Here is a 16003-nt window from a genome sequence, read left to right on the forward strand (position 1 = left end):
AGGTGGGAAAACCTCGATTAGAGTGATGCTCAAATTGGAGGTGTACTGACGTGCGACTTACCCCTACCGAGCGAGACCGGCTCCTGCTCTTCGGCGCTGCCGAACTGGCACGGGCGCGCCGCGCGCGCGGACTGAGGCTCAACGTCCCCGAGGCGACCGCGCTCATAGCGGACACCGTCTGCGAGGCGGCCCGGGACGGAAAGCGGCTCGCCGAGGCGATCGAGGCCGCGCGCGCCGTGCTGGGGCCCGACGACGTCCTGCCCGGTGTGGCGGATGTGGTCACCGAGGTGCATGTGGAGGCCGTCTTCGACGACGGATCCCGGCTCGCGGTCGTCTCGAAGCCCATCGGGGGAGGGCTCGGCGACGCCGCGCCCGGCGCCGTACTGCCCGCACCGCCGCACGCTGAGCCCGAGCCCGCGCTGCGGCTGACCGTGCGCAACACCGCGACCGTCCCGGTGAGCGTCACCTCGCACTTCCACTTCTTCGAGGCCAACCCGCGCCTCGACTTCGACCGGGCCGCGGCGTACGGAATGCGGCTGTGCGTCCCCGCCGGATCGTCGGTCCGCTTCGACCCGGGCGGCGAGACCGAGATCGGCCTGATGCCGATCGGCGGCGCCCGGATCGCGATCGGCTTCGCCGGCCTGGTCGACGGACCGCTGGACGCGCCCGGCGCGAAGGAAGAGGCCCTGCGGCGCGCGGCGGCCTGCGGCTATCTGGGAGCGGAGGACGCCTGATGGACCCCAACGAATACGCGTCGGTCCACGGACCGCGCGCCGGAGACCGGGTCGTTCTCGGCGACTCCGGCCTGGTGGTGCGCGTCGAGTCGGATGCGCAGGCGCACGGCGACGAGTTCCTGGCCGGCTTCGGCAAGACCGCGCGCGACGGGCTGCACCTCAAGGCCGCGGCCGTACGCGACACCTGCGACGTCGTCATCAGCAACGTCCTGGTCATCGACGCTGTCCAAGGCATTCGCAAGGTCTCCATCGGCATCCGCGAAGGCCGGATCCACTCCATCGGGCGGGCCGGTAACCCGGACACGCTCGACGGCGTGGACGTCGTCGTCGGCACGGGCACCACGATCGTGTCCGGCGAGGGCCTGATCGCGACGGCCGGTGCCGTCGACACCCACGTCCATCTGCTCTCGCCGCGCATCATGGAGGCCTCGCTCGCCTCCGGTGTCACCACGGTCATCGGCCAGGAGTTCGGCCCGGTGTGGGGCGTCGGCGTCAACTCGCCGTGGGCCCTGCGTCACGCTTTCAACGCCTTCGACGCCTGGCCGGTCAACATCGGCTTCCTGGCCCGCGGTTCGTCCTCCGACGACGCGCCCCTGGTGGAGGCGCTCGCCGAGGGCGGTGCGTCCGGCTTCAAGGTGCACGAGGACATGGGCGCGCACACCCGTGCCCTCGATACCGCCCTGCGCGTCGCCGAGGAACACGACGTGCAGGTCGCCCTGCACAGCGACGGGCTGAACGAGTGTCTGTCCGTCGAGGACACCCTGCGTGTCCTGGACGGCCGGACGATCCACGCCTTCCACATCGAGGGCTGCGGCGGTGGACACGTACCGAACGTCCTGAAGATGGCGGGTGTGCCGAACGTCATCGGCTCGTCCACCAATCCGACCCTGCCGTTCGGCCGGGACGCGGTGGCCGAGCACTACGGGATGATCGTCTCGGTGCACGACCTCAAGACCGACCTGCCCGGGGACGCCGCCATGGCGCGGGACCGGATCAGGGCCGGGACGATGGGCGCCGAGGACGTGCTGCACGACCTCGGCGCGATCGGCATCACCTCGTCGGACGCGCAGGGGATGGGGCGCGCGGGCGAGACCGTGCGCCGCACCTTCGCCATGGCCGGGAAGATGAAGGCCGAGCTGGGCCCGATGGAGGGCGACGGCGCGCACGACGACAACGCCCGGGTGCTGCGCTACATGGCGAAGCTGACGATCAACCCGGCCATCGCGCACGGTCTCGCGCACGAGATCGGTTCGATCGAGGTGGGCAAGCTCGCCGACATCGTGCTGTGGAAGCCTCAGTACTTCGGGGCGAAGCCGCAGATGGTACTGAAGGCGGGCTTCCCCGCGTGGGGCGTGACGGGCGACCCCAACGCAGCGACCGACACCTGTGAGCCGCTGGTCCTGGGACCGCTGTTCGGGGGGCACGGCGCGACGCCCGCCGACATCTCGGTGGCCTTCGTGGCGAAGGCCGCGGCCGAGCTGGGCTCCGACCTGATGCCGACGCGACGGCGCAGGGTGGCCGTGCGCGGCACCCGCGGGATCGGCCCGGCGGATCTCCGGCTCAACTCCCGCATCGGGGACGTGGCGGTGGACGGGCGCAGCGGGCTGGTCACGCTGGACGGTGTCCCGATGCGCTCGGAACCCGCCGAATCGGTGTCCCTCAGCCGCCTCTATTTCCTGTAGGAACACAGCCTTCCGGCCCGCAGCCTTCCCGCACACCCTTTCCGCACACCCTTGAGGAGTCCAACGACATGACCTTCCGTATGCCGCCCGAGTGGGCCCCGCACGAGCGCACCTGGATGGCCTGGCCGGGCCCCAACGTCACGTTCACCGGTGACGACCTCGCCGAGTCCCGCGAGGCGTGGGCCTCGGTGGCTCGGGCCGTACGCCGCTTCGAGCCGGTCACCATGGTCGTCGGGCCGGGCCAGTCGGAGGGTGCCCGTGCCCTCCTCGGCCCGGACATCGACCTGGTCGAGCGCGAGTTGGACGATGCCTGGATGCGGGACATCGGTCCGACCTTCGTCACGGACGGCACCCGGTTGGCGGCCGTGGACTGGGTGTTCAACGGCTGGGGCGCACAGGACTGGGCGACCTGGGAACACGACGCGAAGATCGCCCGCCATGTCGCGGATCTCGCGGGGGTCCCCGTGCACAGCTCGCCTCTCGTCAACGAGGGCGGCGGCATCCACGTGGACGGCGAAGGCACCGTCCTCCTCACCGAGACCGTTCAGCTCGGTTCCGAGCGCAACCCGGGCTGGACCAAGGAGGAGGTCGAGACCGAGATCCACGCCAAGCTCGGCACCACGAAGGCGATCTGGCTGAAGCGCGGCCTGACCGGTGACTACCCGCCCCACGGCTTCGGCACGCTCGGCCACGTCGACATCGTCGCCGCGTTCGCCGGCCCCGGAGTCGTCGTCGTCCACACCCAGCCGGACCCGTCCCACCCCGACCACGAGCTCTGCAAGGAGAACGTGGCGATGCTCACGGCCCAGACCGATGCTCAGGGGCGTCCCCTGGAGGTCGTCGAGGTCCCTGCCCCGACCGTGGTGCAGGACGAGGACGGTCACTGGGTCGACTACTCCTACATCAACCACTACGTCTGCAACGGTGGCGTGGTGCTGTGCGGCTTCGACGACCCCCGTGACGAGATCGCGGCAGGTATCTTCCGCCGTCTCCACCCCGGACGGACCGTGACCCTGGTCGACGCCCGTACGATCTTCGCCGGCGGTGGAGGCATTCACTGCATCACGCAGCAGCAGCCTAAGATCTGATCCATGCCGAGCACCTTCCAGCGGGCCGGACGGGGTTGCGTGACCGAGCGCTTGCGGACCATGGGGGCCGCCCGATGACCCCCGCTCCGCGCCGCCGCCAAACCGCCCCACCCCGCGAGGACGTGCTGGCCACCGCCATGGCCACCATCGCCGAGTGCGGGCTCGACGGGCTCACCATGGCCGGGCTCGGCCGTGAGGTCGGCATGAGCAGCGGGCACCTCCTCTACTACTTCCGGACCAAGGACGAACTGCTCCTGCAGACCCTGGAGTGGAGCGAGGGCCGGCTCGGCGCCGAGCGGCGGGAGTTGCTGGCCCGGCAGACACCCGTGCGCGAACGGCTCGACGCGTACATCGATCTCTACCTTCCCGACGGTCACCGCGATCCGCACTGGACGCTCTGGCTGGAGGTCTGGAACCGCTCGCAGAACGCCGACGCCGACGCGCGCGCCCGGCAGGTCGCGATCGAGGGGGCCTGGCACCGGGACCTGGTGGCGCTGCTGGCGGAGGGCGCCTCGCGCGGCGAGTTCCGTACGGTCGACGCCGAGCGGTTCGCGACCCGGCTGCGCGCCCTGCTGGACGGGTTCAGCGTCCATGTCGCCGTCGGTATCCCCGGCACCGGGCGCTCCCAAGTCATCGAACAGGTGGGGGAGTTCATCGACGATTCGCTCATCGCCGCGGGGTCGCGCCCGCCGCGGTGAACGAAACGTACGTAAGTACGCGTGATCGTTGCCTGTTGCGCCCTTGTTGTGCTCCCGGCTGTTCGGGCACGGTGACGGACCATGGGACGACAGCAGTGGAAGAAGATCTGGGTCGGCTCGGCGGGCAACATGGTCGAGTGGTTCGACTGGTTCGTGTACGCGACCTTCGCGGTCTACTTCGCGGATTCGTTCTTTCCCGAAGGCAATGAGACCGCCAACCTCATGAACACCATGGGTATCTTCGCCGTCGGCTTCTTCATGCGGCCGGTCGGCGGCTGGATGCTCGGCCGCATCGGTGACCGCAGGGGCCGCAAGGCGGCGCTCACCCTCACCGTCACCCTCATGTCGGCCTCCGCGATCCTCATCGCCGTCGCGCCGACGTACGACGTCGCGGGGTACGGCGGGGTCGCCGTCCTGCTGGTGGCCAGGCTGCTCCAGGGCCTCTCGGTCGGGGGCGAGTACGCCGCCAGTGCCACCTATCTGACCGAGGCGTCCGCCCCCCACCGGCGCGGCTTCGCCTCCAGCTTCCAGTACGTGTCCATGACCGCGGGCCAGCTCATCGGCCTCGGTCTCCAGATCGTCCTGCAGCGCAACATGTCCGACGCGGCGCTGCACAGCTGGGGCTGGCGCATCCCGTTCATCGTCGGGGCGCTCGGTGCCGCGGTCGTCTTCTATCTGCGCCGCTCCATGCTGGAGACCGAGGTGTACGCGGAGTCCGGCGCCGCCGAGCAGGCGGACCGCGGCACGCTGAAGGCGCTGTGGCAGCACAAGCGCGAGGCGTTCCTGGTGATGGCGCTGACCATGGGCGGGACCGTGGCGTACTACACGTACACGACGTACCTCACCAAGTTCCTCTCCAAGAGCGCGGGCATGGAGAAGTCCACCGCCTCGCTCGTCAGCTTCTGCGCCCTGTTCGTCTTCATGTGCATCCAGCCTCTGGCCGGTCTGCTCTCCGACCGGATCGGCCGCCGCCCGCTGCTGATCACCTTCGCGATCGGCTCCACCTTCCTGACCGTGCCGATCATGACGATGCTCAAGCACGCCGGCACCTTCTGGCCCGCCTTCGGCCTGGCGCTGCTCGCCCTGGTCGTCGTCACCGGGTACACCTCGATCAACGCCTGTGTGAAGGCCGAGCTCTTCCCGACCGGCGTCCGGGCCCTGGGTGTCGCCCTCCCGTACGCCATCGCCAACGCGCTCTTCGGCGGCACCGCCGAATACGTGGCGCTCTGGTTCAAGAAGGCGGGCGTCGAGTCCGGCTTCTACTGGTACGTGGCGGGCTGCGCCGCGGTCTCCTTGGTCGTCTACCTGACCATGCGCGAGACCCGCGACATCGATCTGGGCCGGGTCGGCGCCGGCGAGTCCGCGTACGGGCAAACGGAGCCGTCCGGCGCGACGAGTGCCACGCCCGCATCCTGAGACGGGGCACGGCACGGAGGCGGCCTTGTGCAAGACTGCCTCCGTGCCCTCGTTCGTCATGATTATTGGCAACAGGCGCGCCGGTCCGCAGTGATCGTCCGTACCACCACGTACGGCACGGCCACCGTGCCCCAGACCCGCGCGCAGACCTCTCGCACCCGCGAGGGGTTTTTTCGTTTTCCGGCCCTCACCTCGGCCGGGGCGAGGCACGCGGGATGATGGGGGCAAGTGGAGCCTGAACGTCCGGATCCACTCATCCGACAGGAGTCAGACCAGCATGACCACCAAGGCCAAGGCCACCGACGACAGTTTCCATGTCTTCGACACCACGCTGCGCGACGGCGCCCAGCGTGAAGGCATCAACCTGACGGTCGCGGACAAGCTGACCATCGCCCGGCACCTGGACAACTTCGGCGTGGGCTTCATCGAGGGAGGCTGGCCCGGCGCCAACCCCCGCGACACCGAGTTCTTCGCCCGTGCCCAGCGGGAGATCGAGTTCGAGAACGCCGAGCTGGTCGCCTTCGGCGCGACCCGCAGGGCCGGTGGCAAGGCCTCCGAGGACCCGCAGGTCAAGGCGCTGCTGGAGTCGGGTGCCCCCGTGATCACGCTGGTCGCGAAGTCCCACGACCGTCATGTGGAACTCGCGCTGCGCACCACTCTCGAAGAGAACCTGGAGATGGTCCGCGACACCGTCTCCTTCCTTCGCGAGCAGGGCCGCCGGGTCTTCGTGGACTGCGAGCACTTCTTCGACGGCTACCGTGCCAATCCCGAGTACGCCAAGTCCGTCGTCCGCGTCGCCCACGAGGCCGGCGCCGACGTCGTGATCCTCTGCGACACCAACGGCGGGATGCTTCCCGCCCAGGTGCAGGCCGTCGTCTCCACCGTGCTCGCCGACACCGGCGCCCGGCTCGGCATCCACGCCCAGGACGACACCGGCTGCGCCGTCGCCAACACCCTCGCCGCGGTCGACGCGGGCGCCACCCATGTCCAGTGCACCGCCAACGGATACGGCGAGCGGGTCGGCAACGCCAACCTCTTCCCCGTCGTCGCCGCCCTGGAACTGAAGTACGGCAAGACCGTCCTGCCCGAGGGCGCGCTCGCCGACATGACCCGCGTCTCGCACGCGATCGCCGAGGTCGTCAACCTGACGCCCTCCACCCACCAGCCCTATGTGGGTGTTTCCGCCTTCGCCCACAAGGCCGGACTGCACGCCTCCGCGATCAAGGTCGACCCCGACCTGTACCAGCACATCGACCCCGCGCTGGTCGGCAACACCATGCGGATGCTGGTCTCCGACATGGCCGGCCGTGCCTCCATCGAGCTCAAGGGCAAGGAGCTCGGCATCGACCTCGGCGGCGACCGCGAACTCGTCGGCCGGGTCGTCGAGCGGGTCAAGGAACGCGAGCTCAAGGGCTACACGTACGAGGCCGCCGACGCCTCCTTCGAGCTGCTGCTGCGCGCCGAGGCCGAGGGGCGGGTACGCCGCTACTTCCGCACCGAGTCCTGGCGCGCCATCGTCGAGGACCGCCCCGACGGCACGCACGCCAACGAGGCGACCGTGAAGCTCTGGGCCAAGGGCGAGCGCATCGTCGCCACCGCCGAGGGCAACGGCCCGGTCAACGCGCTCGACCGGGCCCTGCGCGTCGCCCTGGAGCGGATCTACCCGCAGCTCGCCAAGCTGGAGCTGGTCGACTACAAGGTCCGCATCCTCGAAGGCCGCACCGGCACCGAGTCCACCACCCGAGTCCTCATCACCACGGGCGACGGCAACGGCGACTGGGCGACGGTCGGCGTCGCGGAGAACGTCATCGCGGCGTCCTGGCAGGCGCTGGAGGACGCCTACACGTATGGGCTGCGGCGGGCCGGGATCGAGCCGACGGAGTAGTCCCCGTTCGCCCTCGGCCGTCGGACGGGCCCGCCGCACGCTCGCCGTGGGCCCGCCGGACGGCCGTGCCGCTCAGGCGGCGGAGCGCGGAAGGCGGAGGGAGCGCATTTCCTCCACGACCCGGTAACCGGCGCTCGTGTACAGGTTCATGGCCACGTCGTTGCCGCCCCACACGGTGAACATCAGCGTCGAGTCGCCGGCCGCCAGCGTCGCCTGTTCGCCGGCCGACATCGCGGCCCGGCCGTAACCCTTGCCGCGGTGCCGCTCCTGGACGTACAGCGAGTAGCCGTAGGTGACTTCCGGGAGGTGCCCGTGCTTCAGCCAGCCGGTGCCGATGGGCTCGCCCGCCGCCTCCAGCACCAGGAACGTGTTGTCGGGCGTGGCCAGGCCCTCGGGGATCAGCTCCGCGAAGTCGCGGTCGGACTTGAGCACGGCCTCCTCGTGGCTCAGGGCTCCGGCCCGGACGATGTCGCCGACGTAGGCGGCCTTCTCGGAGGCCAGCCAATCCGGATACTCGGCCTGTGTCATCGGCCGGGCCGTGACGCCATCGACCGGTTCCGGCGGTGAACCGACGCGCCGCGTCCTGAGCTGTCCGCGGACGCCGTAACCGTCGAACAGCTCACCGGCGGGCTCGGTGAGCCGTATGTCGAGTCGGCCTGCGCCGCGCTTCGCGCACCAGCCCTCGGCCCAGTCCCGGGCGGCCTGCTCGTGCCCCCGGCCGATGTGGAGCGCATCGACGTGGAGGTCGCCGATACGGCCCGCGAGCGCACCGTTGTCGTCGGCCACGACCACGGCGACGTGTCCCACTCGGGTCCCGGCGTCCGTGATCTCGGCGACGGTCCAGTCGCCGATGCCGTCGCGTACCCCTTCGAGCATGCGCTCCGCCGCGGCCGCACCGAGCCCGGCCGCCGTGTACGAGGCGCGTAGCCGCCGCTCGAAGTCCTTCTGCCAGTCCGTGTTGTCGCCAAGGACGCCGAATCCTGTCATCTGATCACACTACGGGCTGTCCCGTAATCCCTGGCGGGCGAACGACGACAGCTACGGCACCTCGCTGCGTTGTCGGAACGTCCGCATGCAACCAGTGTGTGGACGTTCCTCCGCCTTGTGATGCACCGCATCCGACGCCGCGCGCTGCTCCACCAGGGATTACGGGACAGCCCTTGGCCACGTTGTTGTGGGAGAGCAGTCGTCGATCGAGCAGAGTGAACTGCTCCCGGGCGGCCGCGTCAAGAGGTGTGCGTTCAGAACGTGAACGCACAACGCGCCCTGCCCGCACGTGAGATGAGGTGCGGGATCGGTACGGACCAATGTCGGCGTGAAGTATTGACGGCACCGTTTCGGCGGGGTTAACTCACGCCGCAACGCCGGTACCGGTTCCGGAACCGGTTGCGGTACCGGTTCCGGCTTACCTGCCCTGTCCCGTCATGCCTTGTCCCGGAGGCCCTCGATGCGTGTCACCATCGCCGATGTCGCCCGTGAGGCCGGCGTCAGCAAGACGACCGTGTCAAGGGTCATCAACACCAAGGGTGAGGTGGACGGTTCCACGGCCGCCCGCGTTCGGGAAGTGATCGAACAGCTCGGCTATGTGCCCAGTTCGGGTGCCGTCGGACTGGCCCGCGGCAGCAGCCGTACGGTCGGCATGCTGGTGCCCTCGCTCACCTGGCCGTGGATGGGTGAGGTGCTCCAGGGCGTCGTCGACACCGTGGAGGCCGCCGACTACGGGCTGCTGCTCTTCACCTGCAACCGCGGCGCCGAGTCCGTGGAGCGCTTCACCAGTCAGGTGTCGGCGCGCGCCTTCGACGGGCTCGTCGTCGTCGAACCCGAGAACACCCTCGACCACCTCACCGCGCTGCACCGGGGCGGCCTGCCGATCGTGCTGATCGACGACCGCGGCCACCACCCCGAATTCCCCTCCGTCGTGACCACCAACCGCGAAGGAGGTGCTTGTGCGGCCCGCCACCTGCTGGCCGCCGGACGCACCAGACCCCTGGTCGTCACCGGGCCCCAGAACTTCGGCTGTGTACGCGACCGTCTGGACGGATTCCGCGCGGTCCTGCCCACCGAGCTCGTCGTCCACGGGGACTTCACCGAACGCTGCGGACGGTTGGCCGTGGAGCAACTCCTTTCCTCCGGAGTGGAGTTCGACTCGGTCTTCGCCCACAACGACATCAGCGCGGCGGGCGTGCTGCGGGCGTTGCGCGCGGCCGGGCGGTCCGTGCCGGACGACATCGCCGTGGTCGGCTTCGACGACATCCCGATGGCCGAACACACCGAACCGCCGCTGACCACCGTGCGCCAGCCCACCCGGCAGATGGGTGAGACGGCGGCGCGGATGCTTCTCTCCCGCCTCGGTGGCACGAGCGCGCCCGACGCGCCGGTCGTGCTGCCCACCGAACTGGTCGTGCGCCGCTCGGCGCCCTAGCGGGCGGCCGGGACCCCGGCCGCCCGCCCGTCCCTTCACCACCTCCCGCTCGCCGCCCGTCGCCACCTGCATCTCCGCAGCACCGGTGCTGTTCGCACCGTCTGCACCGCCTGCACTGTCTGCATCACCTGTACCACCTGCACCGTCTGCACCGTCTGCACCACTGGCACCACCGGCACCACCGGCACCACCCGCACCGCCCCGTACCGCCTGTACCCGGCGCGCCGAGCGCTGCCCATCACCCGGATCTCCCAGACCCGCAGTCCCTCATGGAGTCGCCATGCCCGTACGACGTCACGCCACGCTGAGAGCGCTCTCACTCGCTACCGCCGTGGTCGCGCTCGCCGCCGGTTGCTCGTCCGCCAACTCCGGTGCCAACAAAGGGGGCGGTGCCTCCGGCGTGCTGACCCTGGGCAAGCCGGACGGACCGCAGACCAACAACAGCAACCCGTTCCTGAGCACCTCGGCGGGGGCGACGCTCGGCTACCGCTTCATGATCTACGAGCCGCTGGCGATGACGAACCAGATCCGGCCCGCGGACAAGGCCGCCCCCTGGCTGGCGACCGACTGGAAGTGGGAGTCCAACTTCACCAAGGTCACCTTCTCCCTCGACCCCGAGGCCAAGTGGGCCGACGGCAAGCCGCTGACCGCCGACGACGTCGCGTACACCTTCGACCTCCTGAAGAAGCACCCGGCACTCAACGGCAACGGCATCCCGTTCGACGGGGTCGAGGTGCAGGGCAAGACGGTCGTCCTGACGTTCAAGGACTCCCAGTACGTCAACCAGAACAAGATCATCCAGCAGTTCATCGTGCCCAAGCACATCTGGGAGGGCGTCAAGAACCCGGAGACCTGGCCCAACCGCACGCCCGTCGGCTCGGGCCCGTACAAGCTCAAGACCTTCACCCCGCAGACCACCACGCTGACCGCCACGCCCACGTACTGGAAGGGCGCGACCAAGGTCAAGGAGCTGCGCTACACCGCGTACAACGACAACAGCGCGGCGACCACGGCGCTGGCGAGTGGCAAGGTCGAGTGGTCGTTCGTCTTCATGCCGAACTACAAGCAGCTGTTCATCAGCAAGGACCCCAAGAACCACAAGCTGTGGTTCCCCTCCGGGCTCGGCATCCACGGACTGTGGTTCAACACCGCCCGCAAGCCGTTCGACAACCCGGCGCTGCGCAAGGCCATGGCCATGGTCGTCGACCGCAAGGCGATCTACACCCAGGCCGAGGCGACGCTCTACCCGGAGATCACCAACCCGACCGGCATCCCACTGCCCGCCGGTGAGTCCTTCCTCGCGCCCGAGTACAAGAGCGCCACCGCCGCACCGGACGTGGCCGGGGCCAAGAAGATCCTCAGCGACGCCGGGTTCGAGCTCAGCGGCGGGGTGCTGAAGGACCCGAGCGGCAAGCCGGTACGACTCACCTTCACCGACCCGGCCGGCTGGAACGACTACATCACCGGGCTGGCGATCATCAAGGACAACATCAAGCAGCTCGGCATCGAGGCCAAGGTCAAGACGCAGACCGCGGAGGCCTGGGGCGCGGACGTGGCCAACGGGAACTTCGACGCCACCCTGCACTGGACCAACAGCGGCGCCACCCCGTACGACATGTACCAGAACATCATGGACGGCGCGCTGCTCCAGCCCGTGGGCAAGGCGTCCCAGCTCGGCAACTTCGGTCGCTTCAAGAGCGACGAGGCCACCAAGGCGCTCAAGGACTTCGCCAACGCCACCGAGGACTCGGCACGTACCACGGCCATGAACACCCTGCAGAAGATCATGGTCGAGCAGGCACCGATGATCCCGACGGCCGCCGCTCCCATCGGAGCCGAGTACTCCACGAAGAACTGGGTGGGCTGGCCCACCGAGGCCGACCCGTACGCCCCGCCGCAGCACACCCAGCCGTCCGCGCTGCAGATCGTGCTGAAGCTCAAGCCCGCCAAGTAGAGCCAGGGACACGGGACACAGGGGCCGGCCATGTCAGAACAGTCCACGAAGAACCACATCGTGCTCGAAGCACGCGGAGTCACCAAGCACTTCCCCGTACGGCGCACCGGACGCGATCTCGTCACGGGCAGGCGCCGCACCGTCCACGCCGTCGACGACGTCTCGCTGCGACTGCGGCGCGGTACCGTCACGGCGCTGGTGGGGGAGTCGGGCTCCGGGAAGTCCACCGTCGCCAGGCTGCTCGCCCAGCTGTACCCGCTCACGGGGGGTGAGATCCGACTGGACGGCGCGGCGGTGAAGGCCGGACGTGGCCGGTCCTTCCGCGCGTACGTACGCCGGGTCCAGCTCATCTTCCAGGACCCGTTCGCCTCGCTGAACCCGGTGCACACCGTGCGCTACCACCTCACCCGTGCGCTGAGGATCCACGGGCGGGCGGGCAGCGGTGAGGAGGAGCTGGAACAGCATCTGACCGCTCTGCTGGACCGTGTCCAACTGACCCCCGCGCACCAGTACCTGGACAAGTTCCCGCACGAGCTGTCGGGGGGACAGCGCCAGCGCGTGGCCATCGCCCGCGCGCTCGGCGCCGATCCCCAGGTCCTGCTCGCCGACGAGCCCGTCTCGATGCTGGACGTCTCGATCCGGCTCGGGGTGCTCAATCTGCTCAAGGACCTCAAGGACCGGCTGCACCTCGCGATCCTCTACATCACCCACGACATCGCCTCCGCCCGCTACTTCGCGGACACCACGCTGGTCATGTACGCGGGCCGGATCGTCGAGGGCGGTGACAGCGAGACCGTCACCCAGCGTCCCGCCCACCCCTACACCCAGCTCCTCATCGCCTCGGCGCCCGACCCGGACCGGGTGGTCGCCGAGGCGGAGCAGGAGGAGACCGGCAGCGGTGAACCGCCCTCGCTCATCGCCCCGCCCGCCGGCTGCCGCTTCCACCCCCGCTGTCCCAAGGCGATGGAGCGCTGCCGTACCGAACCGCCGCCGCGCTTCGACCTCGAAGGCGGCCAGTGGGCGGCCTGCTGGCTGTACGAGGACGGCGGCGACCGGGGAGCCGACGGTCACGGGCCCGGCGGCGCCGACGCCCACCGGAAGGAGACCGCGAAATGAAGTACCTGCTGCAGCGGCTCGCCTTCTACCTGGTCACGGCCTGGGCCGCGATCACCATCAACTTCCTGATCCCGCGCATGATGCCCGGCGATCCCGTCCAGGCGCTCATCTCCCGCTTCCAGGGCCAGCTCGACACCAACGCCGTCAACTCGCTCAAGGCGCTCTTCGGCCTCGACAAGCAGCAGTCGCTCTGGCAGCAGTACACCGACTACTGGTCGCATCTGCTCGACGGAGACCTCGGGCTCTCCTTCACCTTCTTCCCGACACCGGTCAGCGAGGTGATCGCCCAGTCGCTGCCGTGGACGCTCGCGCTCGTCGGAGTCACCACCCTGATCAGCTTCGTGCTCGGCACCGGCATCGGCGTCTTCACCGGCTGGCGGCGCGGCTCCTGGATGGACAGCCTGCTGCCCGTCACCACGTTCATCTCGGCCATCCCGTACTTCTGGCTGGGGCTCATCGCCATCGCGCTGTTCGCCGTGAAGTGGCCGCTCTTCCCGGCCGCGGGAGGCTACGACAGCTCGCTCGTGCCCGCCTTCGACTGGCCGTTCATCTCCAGTGCGCTCTACCACGCGGCGCTGCCCGGACTCACCATCGTGCTCAGCGCCATGGCCGGCTGGATCCTCGGCATGCGCAACATGATGGTGACGGTCTCCTCCGAGGACTACGTCATGGTCGCCCAGGCCAAGGGGCTCTCCGAGCGCCGGGTGATGGTCGGGTACGCCGCACGCAACGCGATCCTCCCCAACATCTCCGGCTTCGCCCTGTCGCTGGGCTTCATCGTCGGCGGCACGCTGCTGGTGGAGATGGTCTTCTCCTACCCCGGTATCGGCTACCAGCTCTTCCAGGGCGTGGGCGCCAAGGACTACCCCCTGATGCAGGGCGTCTTCCTGATCATCACGCTCTCCGTCCTCGCGGCGAACCTCCTCGCCGACGTGCTCTACATGGTCCTCGACCCCCGTACCCGAAGGGAGGCCTAGGACATGGCCGTCACCTCCGCCGAGGCCGCCGTGATCGACGCGACCGAGGCCCCGGCCCCCAGCAGGCGCCGCCTGCGCTTCCTGCGCGGCCGCAAGACCGTCATCGGCCTCGGCATCCTGTCGTTCTTCGTCGTGATCGCGGTCATCGGCCCGTGGATCGCGCCGTACGACCCGGACACCATGAGCAACGAACTGCTCCAACCACCCTCCGGAGCACACTGGTTCGGCACCACCCAGACCGGTCAGGACGTGCTGTCCCAGATCCTCGTCGGCACCCGGGGCGTCCTTGTCGTCGGCTTCGTCGCCGGGATCTTCGCGACGATCCTGTCCGTACTGGTCGGGGTCAGCGCCGGCTTCCTCGGCGGCACGGCCGACGAACTTCTCTCGGTGCTCTCCAACGTCTTCCTGGTCATCCCCGGACTGCCGCTGATCATCATCATCGCCAGCTTCGTCTCGGACACGGGCGACCTGCTCATCGCCACCGTCATCGCCTTCACCTCATGGGCGTGGGGAGCACGGGTGCTGCGCGCGCAGACGCTGTCGCTGCGCCGCAGGGACTACGTCGAAGCGGCCCGCGCCACCGGCGAGTCCACCTGGCGGATCATCTTCTTCGAGGTCCTGCCGAACCTGACGGCCGTCATCGCCTCCGGCTTCGTCGGCACGGTCATCTTCGCGATCCTCTCCGAGATCACCCTCGCCTTCATCGGCGTGGCCGACATCTCCAACTGGAACTGGGGGACCGTCCTGTTCTGGGCGCAGTCCAACCAGGCCCTGGCCCAGGGCGCGTGGTGGTGGTTCGTCCCCGCCGGGCTCTGCATCGCCCTGCTCGGCATGTCGCTCGCCCTGATCAACTTCGGCATCGACGAGTTCGTCAACCCGCGCCTGCGTACGGAGACCGGCGCATCCCGGAAGGTCCGGATGCGGGTCGGCTTCACCCCCGTGGCGCGCGGTACGCACGATGCCGCGGCGCGCGGCACGCATGACAAGGAGACCCGCTCATGAGCAGCGAGCCCGTCCTCACCATCAGCGGCCTGAACGTGGACTACGGGACCGGGGGCGACGCCGTGCACGCGCTGCGCGACATCGACCTCACCCTGCACCGCGGCGAAGTGCTGGGCCTGGCGGGCGAGTCCGGGTCCGGCAAGTCCACACTCGCGTACGCCGTCACCCGGCTGCTCTCACCGCCCGGGGTGATCACCGGTGGCGAGGTCCACTACCGGAAGAGGGACGGCGAGACGCTCGACCTGCTGACCCTGTCGGCCGCCGAACTGCGTGCGTTCCGCTGGCAGGAGTTGTCGATCGTCTTCCAGGGCGCGATGAACTCGCTGAACCCGGTGCACACGGTCCACAGCCAGCTCACCGACGTGCTCCGGGCACACCGTCCGGAGACGAGTCGGCCCGAACGGACCGCCCGTGCCAAGGAGTTGCTGGGACTCGTCGGCATCTCCGCCGACCGGCTCTCCGCCTACCCGCACCAGCTCTCCGGCGGGATGCGCCAGCGCGTGATGATCGCGATGGCGCTCGCGCTGGAGCCGGAGATCGTCATCATGGACGAGCCGACGACGGCCCTCGACGTCGTCATGCAGCGCCAGATCCTGCGCCAACTGGTGCGGCTCCGCGAGGAGCTGGGCTTCTCGGTCGTCTTCATCACCCACGACATCTCGCTGCTGATCGAGTTCTCCGACCGGATCGCGATCATGTACGGCGGCCGGATCGTCGAGGAGGCCGGTGCCTCCGCGATCTACCGGGACCCCCGCCACCCCTACAGCGACGGCCTGCTGCACTCCTTCCCGGCGCTGCACGGCCCGCGCCGTGAACTCACCGGCATCCCCGGTTCGCCGCCGCACCTCACCGCCATGCCGGCCGGCTGTGCCTTCCATCCCCGCTGCGGGAAGGCGCTCGACGCATGCGCCACCCACGTCCCGGCTCTCGCCCCACCCGACGGGGACGATGCGCGCGCGGTGGCCTGCTGGCTCCACCGGCCGCTCCCCGCCACCGCGGCACCCCGTTCGTAGCGACCCCACGCACACC

At 69.4% G+C, this 16003-nt stretch carries 13 protein-coding genes; 12 read left to right on the forward strand and 1 reads right to left on the reverse strand.

Annotation, left to right across the window (positions count from 1 at the left end):
* Positions 1-50: 50 nt before the first annotated feature.
* The 6 genes from ureA to cimA all read left to right on the forward strand — a co-directional run bounded on the left by ureA (position 51) and on the right by cimA (position 7503).
* Positions 51-734, forward strand: coding sequence for an urease subunit gamma (ureA, locus tag ACIRP2_RS33350; RefSeq protein WP_404256935.1), 684 nt, complete (start codon positions 51-53; stop codon positions 732-734).
* Complete coding sequence (locus ACIRP2_RS33355; RefSeq protein ID WP_404256937.1) at positions 734-2416, forward strand: urease subunit alpha; 1683 nt, start codon at positions 734-736, stop codon at positions 2414-2416. Before ureA ends, ACIRP2_RS33355 begins: the two co-directional genes overlap by 1 nt.
* Before the next feature lie 68 nt (positions 2417-2484).
* A complete protein-coding gene (locus ACIRP2_RS33360) occupies positions 2485-3504 on the forward strand; it encodes an agmatine/peptidylarginine deiminase (protein WP_404256939.1) in 1020 nt (339 codons plus the stop codon).
* Between the two features lie 74 nt (positions 3505-3578).
* Positions 3579-4202: a TetR/AcrR family transcriptional regulator gene (locus tag ACIRP2_RS33365; protein WP_404256941.1), complete on the forward strand. Its 624-nt coding sequence runs from the start codon at positions 3579-3581 to the stop codon at positions 4200-4202.
* 81 nt (positions 4203-4283) lie between these two features.
* Positions 4284-5618, forward strand: coding sequence for an MFS transporter (locus ACIRP2_RS33370; protein ID WP_404256943.1), 1335 nt, complete (start codon positions 4284-4286; stop codon positions 5616-5618).
* A gap of 277 nt (positions 5619-5895) precedes the next feature.
* On the forward strand, positions 5896-7503 hold the full coding sequence (gene cimA, locus ACIRP2_RS33375) for a citramalate synthase (RefSeq protein WP_351080787.1): 1608 nt from the start codon (positions 5896-5898) through the stop codon (positions 7501-7503).
* A gap of 72 nt (positions 7504-7575) precedes the next feature.
* Here the strand turns inward: cimA and ACIRP2_RS33380 are convergent, their stop codons facing one another.
* Entirely contained in the window at positions 7576-8490 is a 915-nt protein-coding gene (locus ACIRP2_RS33380) for a GNAT family N-acetyltransferase (protein WP_404256946.1), read from the reverse strand.
* A 460-nt stretch (positions 8491-8950) separates the two neighbouring features.
* Between ACIRP2_RS33380 and ACIRP2_RS33385 the strand changes: the two genes are divergently transcribed.
* The 6 genes from ACIRP2_RS33385 (at position 8951) to ACIRP2_RS33410 (ending at position 15987) form a co-directional block, all read left to right on the forward strand.
* Positions 8951-9925: a LacI family DNA-binding transcriptional regulator gene (locus tag ACIRP2_RS33385; RefSeq protein ID WP_404256948.1), complete on the forward strand. Its 975-nt coding sequence runs from the start codon at positions 8951-8953 to the stop codon at positions 9923-9925.
* 280 nt (positions 9926-10205) lie between these two features.
* Complete coding sequence (locus ACIRP2_RS33390; protein WP_404256950.1) at positions 10206-11879, forward strand: ABC transporter substrate-binding protein; 1674 nt, start codon at positions 10206-10208, stop codon at positions 11877-11879.
* A 30-nt stretch (positions 11880-11909) separates the two neighbouring features.
* Entirely contained in the window at positions 11910-12995 is a 1086-nt protein-coding gene (locus ACIRP2_RS33395; RefSeq protein ID WP_404256952.1) for an ABC transporter ATP-binding protein, read from the forward strand.
* A complete protein-coding gene (locus tag ACIRP2_RS33400) occupies positions 12992-13972 on the forward strand; it encodes an ABC transporter permease (protein WP_404256954.1) in 981 nt (326 codons plus the stop codon). The genes ACIRP2_RS33395 and ACIRP2_RS33400 overlap by 4 nt, the downstream gene beginning before the upstream one ends.
* Positions 13973-13975: 3 nt before the next feature.
* The gene (locus ACIRP2_RS33405) at positions 13976-14974 is read left to right on the forward strand and encodes an ABC transporter permease (protein WP_404256956.1); all 999 of its coding nucleotides are present in this window, start codon (positions 13976-13978) and stop codon (positions 14972-14974) included.
* The gene (locus ACIRP2_RS33410; protein ID WP_404256958.1) at positions 14971-15987 is read left to right on the forward strand and encodes an ABC transporter ATP-binding protein; all 1017 of its coding nucleotides are present in this window, start codon (positions 14971-14973) and stop codon (positions 15985-15987) included. Before ACIRP2_RS33405 ends, ACIRP2_RS33410 begins: the two co-directional genes overlap by 4 nt.
* The last annotated feature ends 16 nt before the right edge of the window (positions 15988-16003 follow it).

This window comes from Streptomyces sp. NPDC101194, from assembly GCF_044767885.1.
GTDB lineage: Bacteria > Actinomycetota > Actinomycetes > Streptomycetales > Streptomycetaceae > Streptomyces.

Bases quoted from the DNA above. Each gene is read 5' to 3' on its own strand.
- ACIRP2_RS33410 (WP_404256958.1), top strand. From the start codon at position 14,971: ATGAGCAGCGAGCCCGTCCTCACCATCAGCGGCCTGAACGTGGACTAC.
- ACIRP2_RS33370 (WP_404256943.1), top strand. From the start codon at position 4,284: ATGGGACGACAGCAGTGGAAGAAGATCTGGGTCGGCTCGGCGGGCAAC.
- ACIRP2_RS33355 (WP_404256937.1), top strand. From the start codon at position 734: ATGGACCCCAACGAATACGCGTCGGTCCACGGACCGCGCGCCGGAGAC.
- cimA (WP_351080787.1), top strand. From the start codon at position 5,896: ATGACCACCAAGGCCAAGGCCACCGACGACAGTTTCCATGTCTTCGAC.
- ACIRP2_RS33405 (WP_404256956.1), top strand. From the start codon at position 13,976: ATGGCCGTCACCTCCGCCGAGGCCGCCGTGATCGACGCGACCGAGGCC.
- ACIRP2_RS33385 (WP_404256948.1), top strand. From the start codon at position 8,951: ATGCGTGTCACCATCGCCGATGTCGCCCGTGAGGCCGGCGTCAGCAAG.
- ACIRP2_RS33390 (WP_404256950.1), top strand. From the start codon at position 10,206: ATGCCCGTACGACGTCACGCCACGCTGAGAGCGCTCTCACTCGCTACC.
- ACIRP2_RS33380 (WP_404256946.1), bottom strand. From the start codon at position 8,490: ATGACAGGATTCGGCGTCCTTGGCGACAACACGGACTGGCAGAAGGAC.
- ACIRP2_RS33395 (WP_404256952.1), top strand. From the start codon at position 11,910: ATGTCAGAACAGTCCACGAAGAACCACATCGTGCTCGAAGCACGCGGA.
- ACIRP2_RS33365 (WP_404256941.1), top strand. From the start codon at position 3,579: ATGACCCCCGCTCCGCGCCGCCGCCAAACCGCCCCACCCCGCGAGGAC.
- ACIRP2_RS33400 (WP_404256954.1), top strand. From the start codon at position 12,992: ATGAAGTACCTGCTGCAGCGGCTCGCCTTCTACCTGGTCACGGCCTGG.
- ACIRP2_RS33360 (WP_404256939.1), top strand. From the start codon at position 2,485: ATGACCTTCCGTATGCCGCCCGAGTGGGCCCCGCACGAGCGCACCTGG.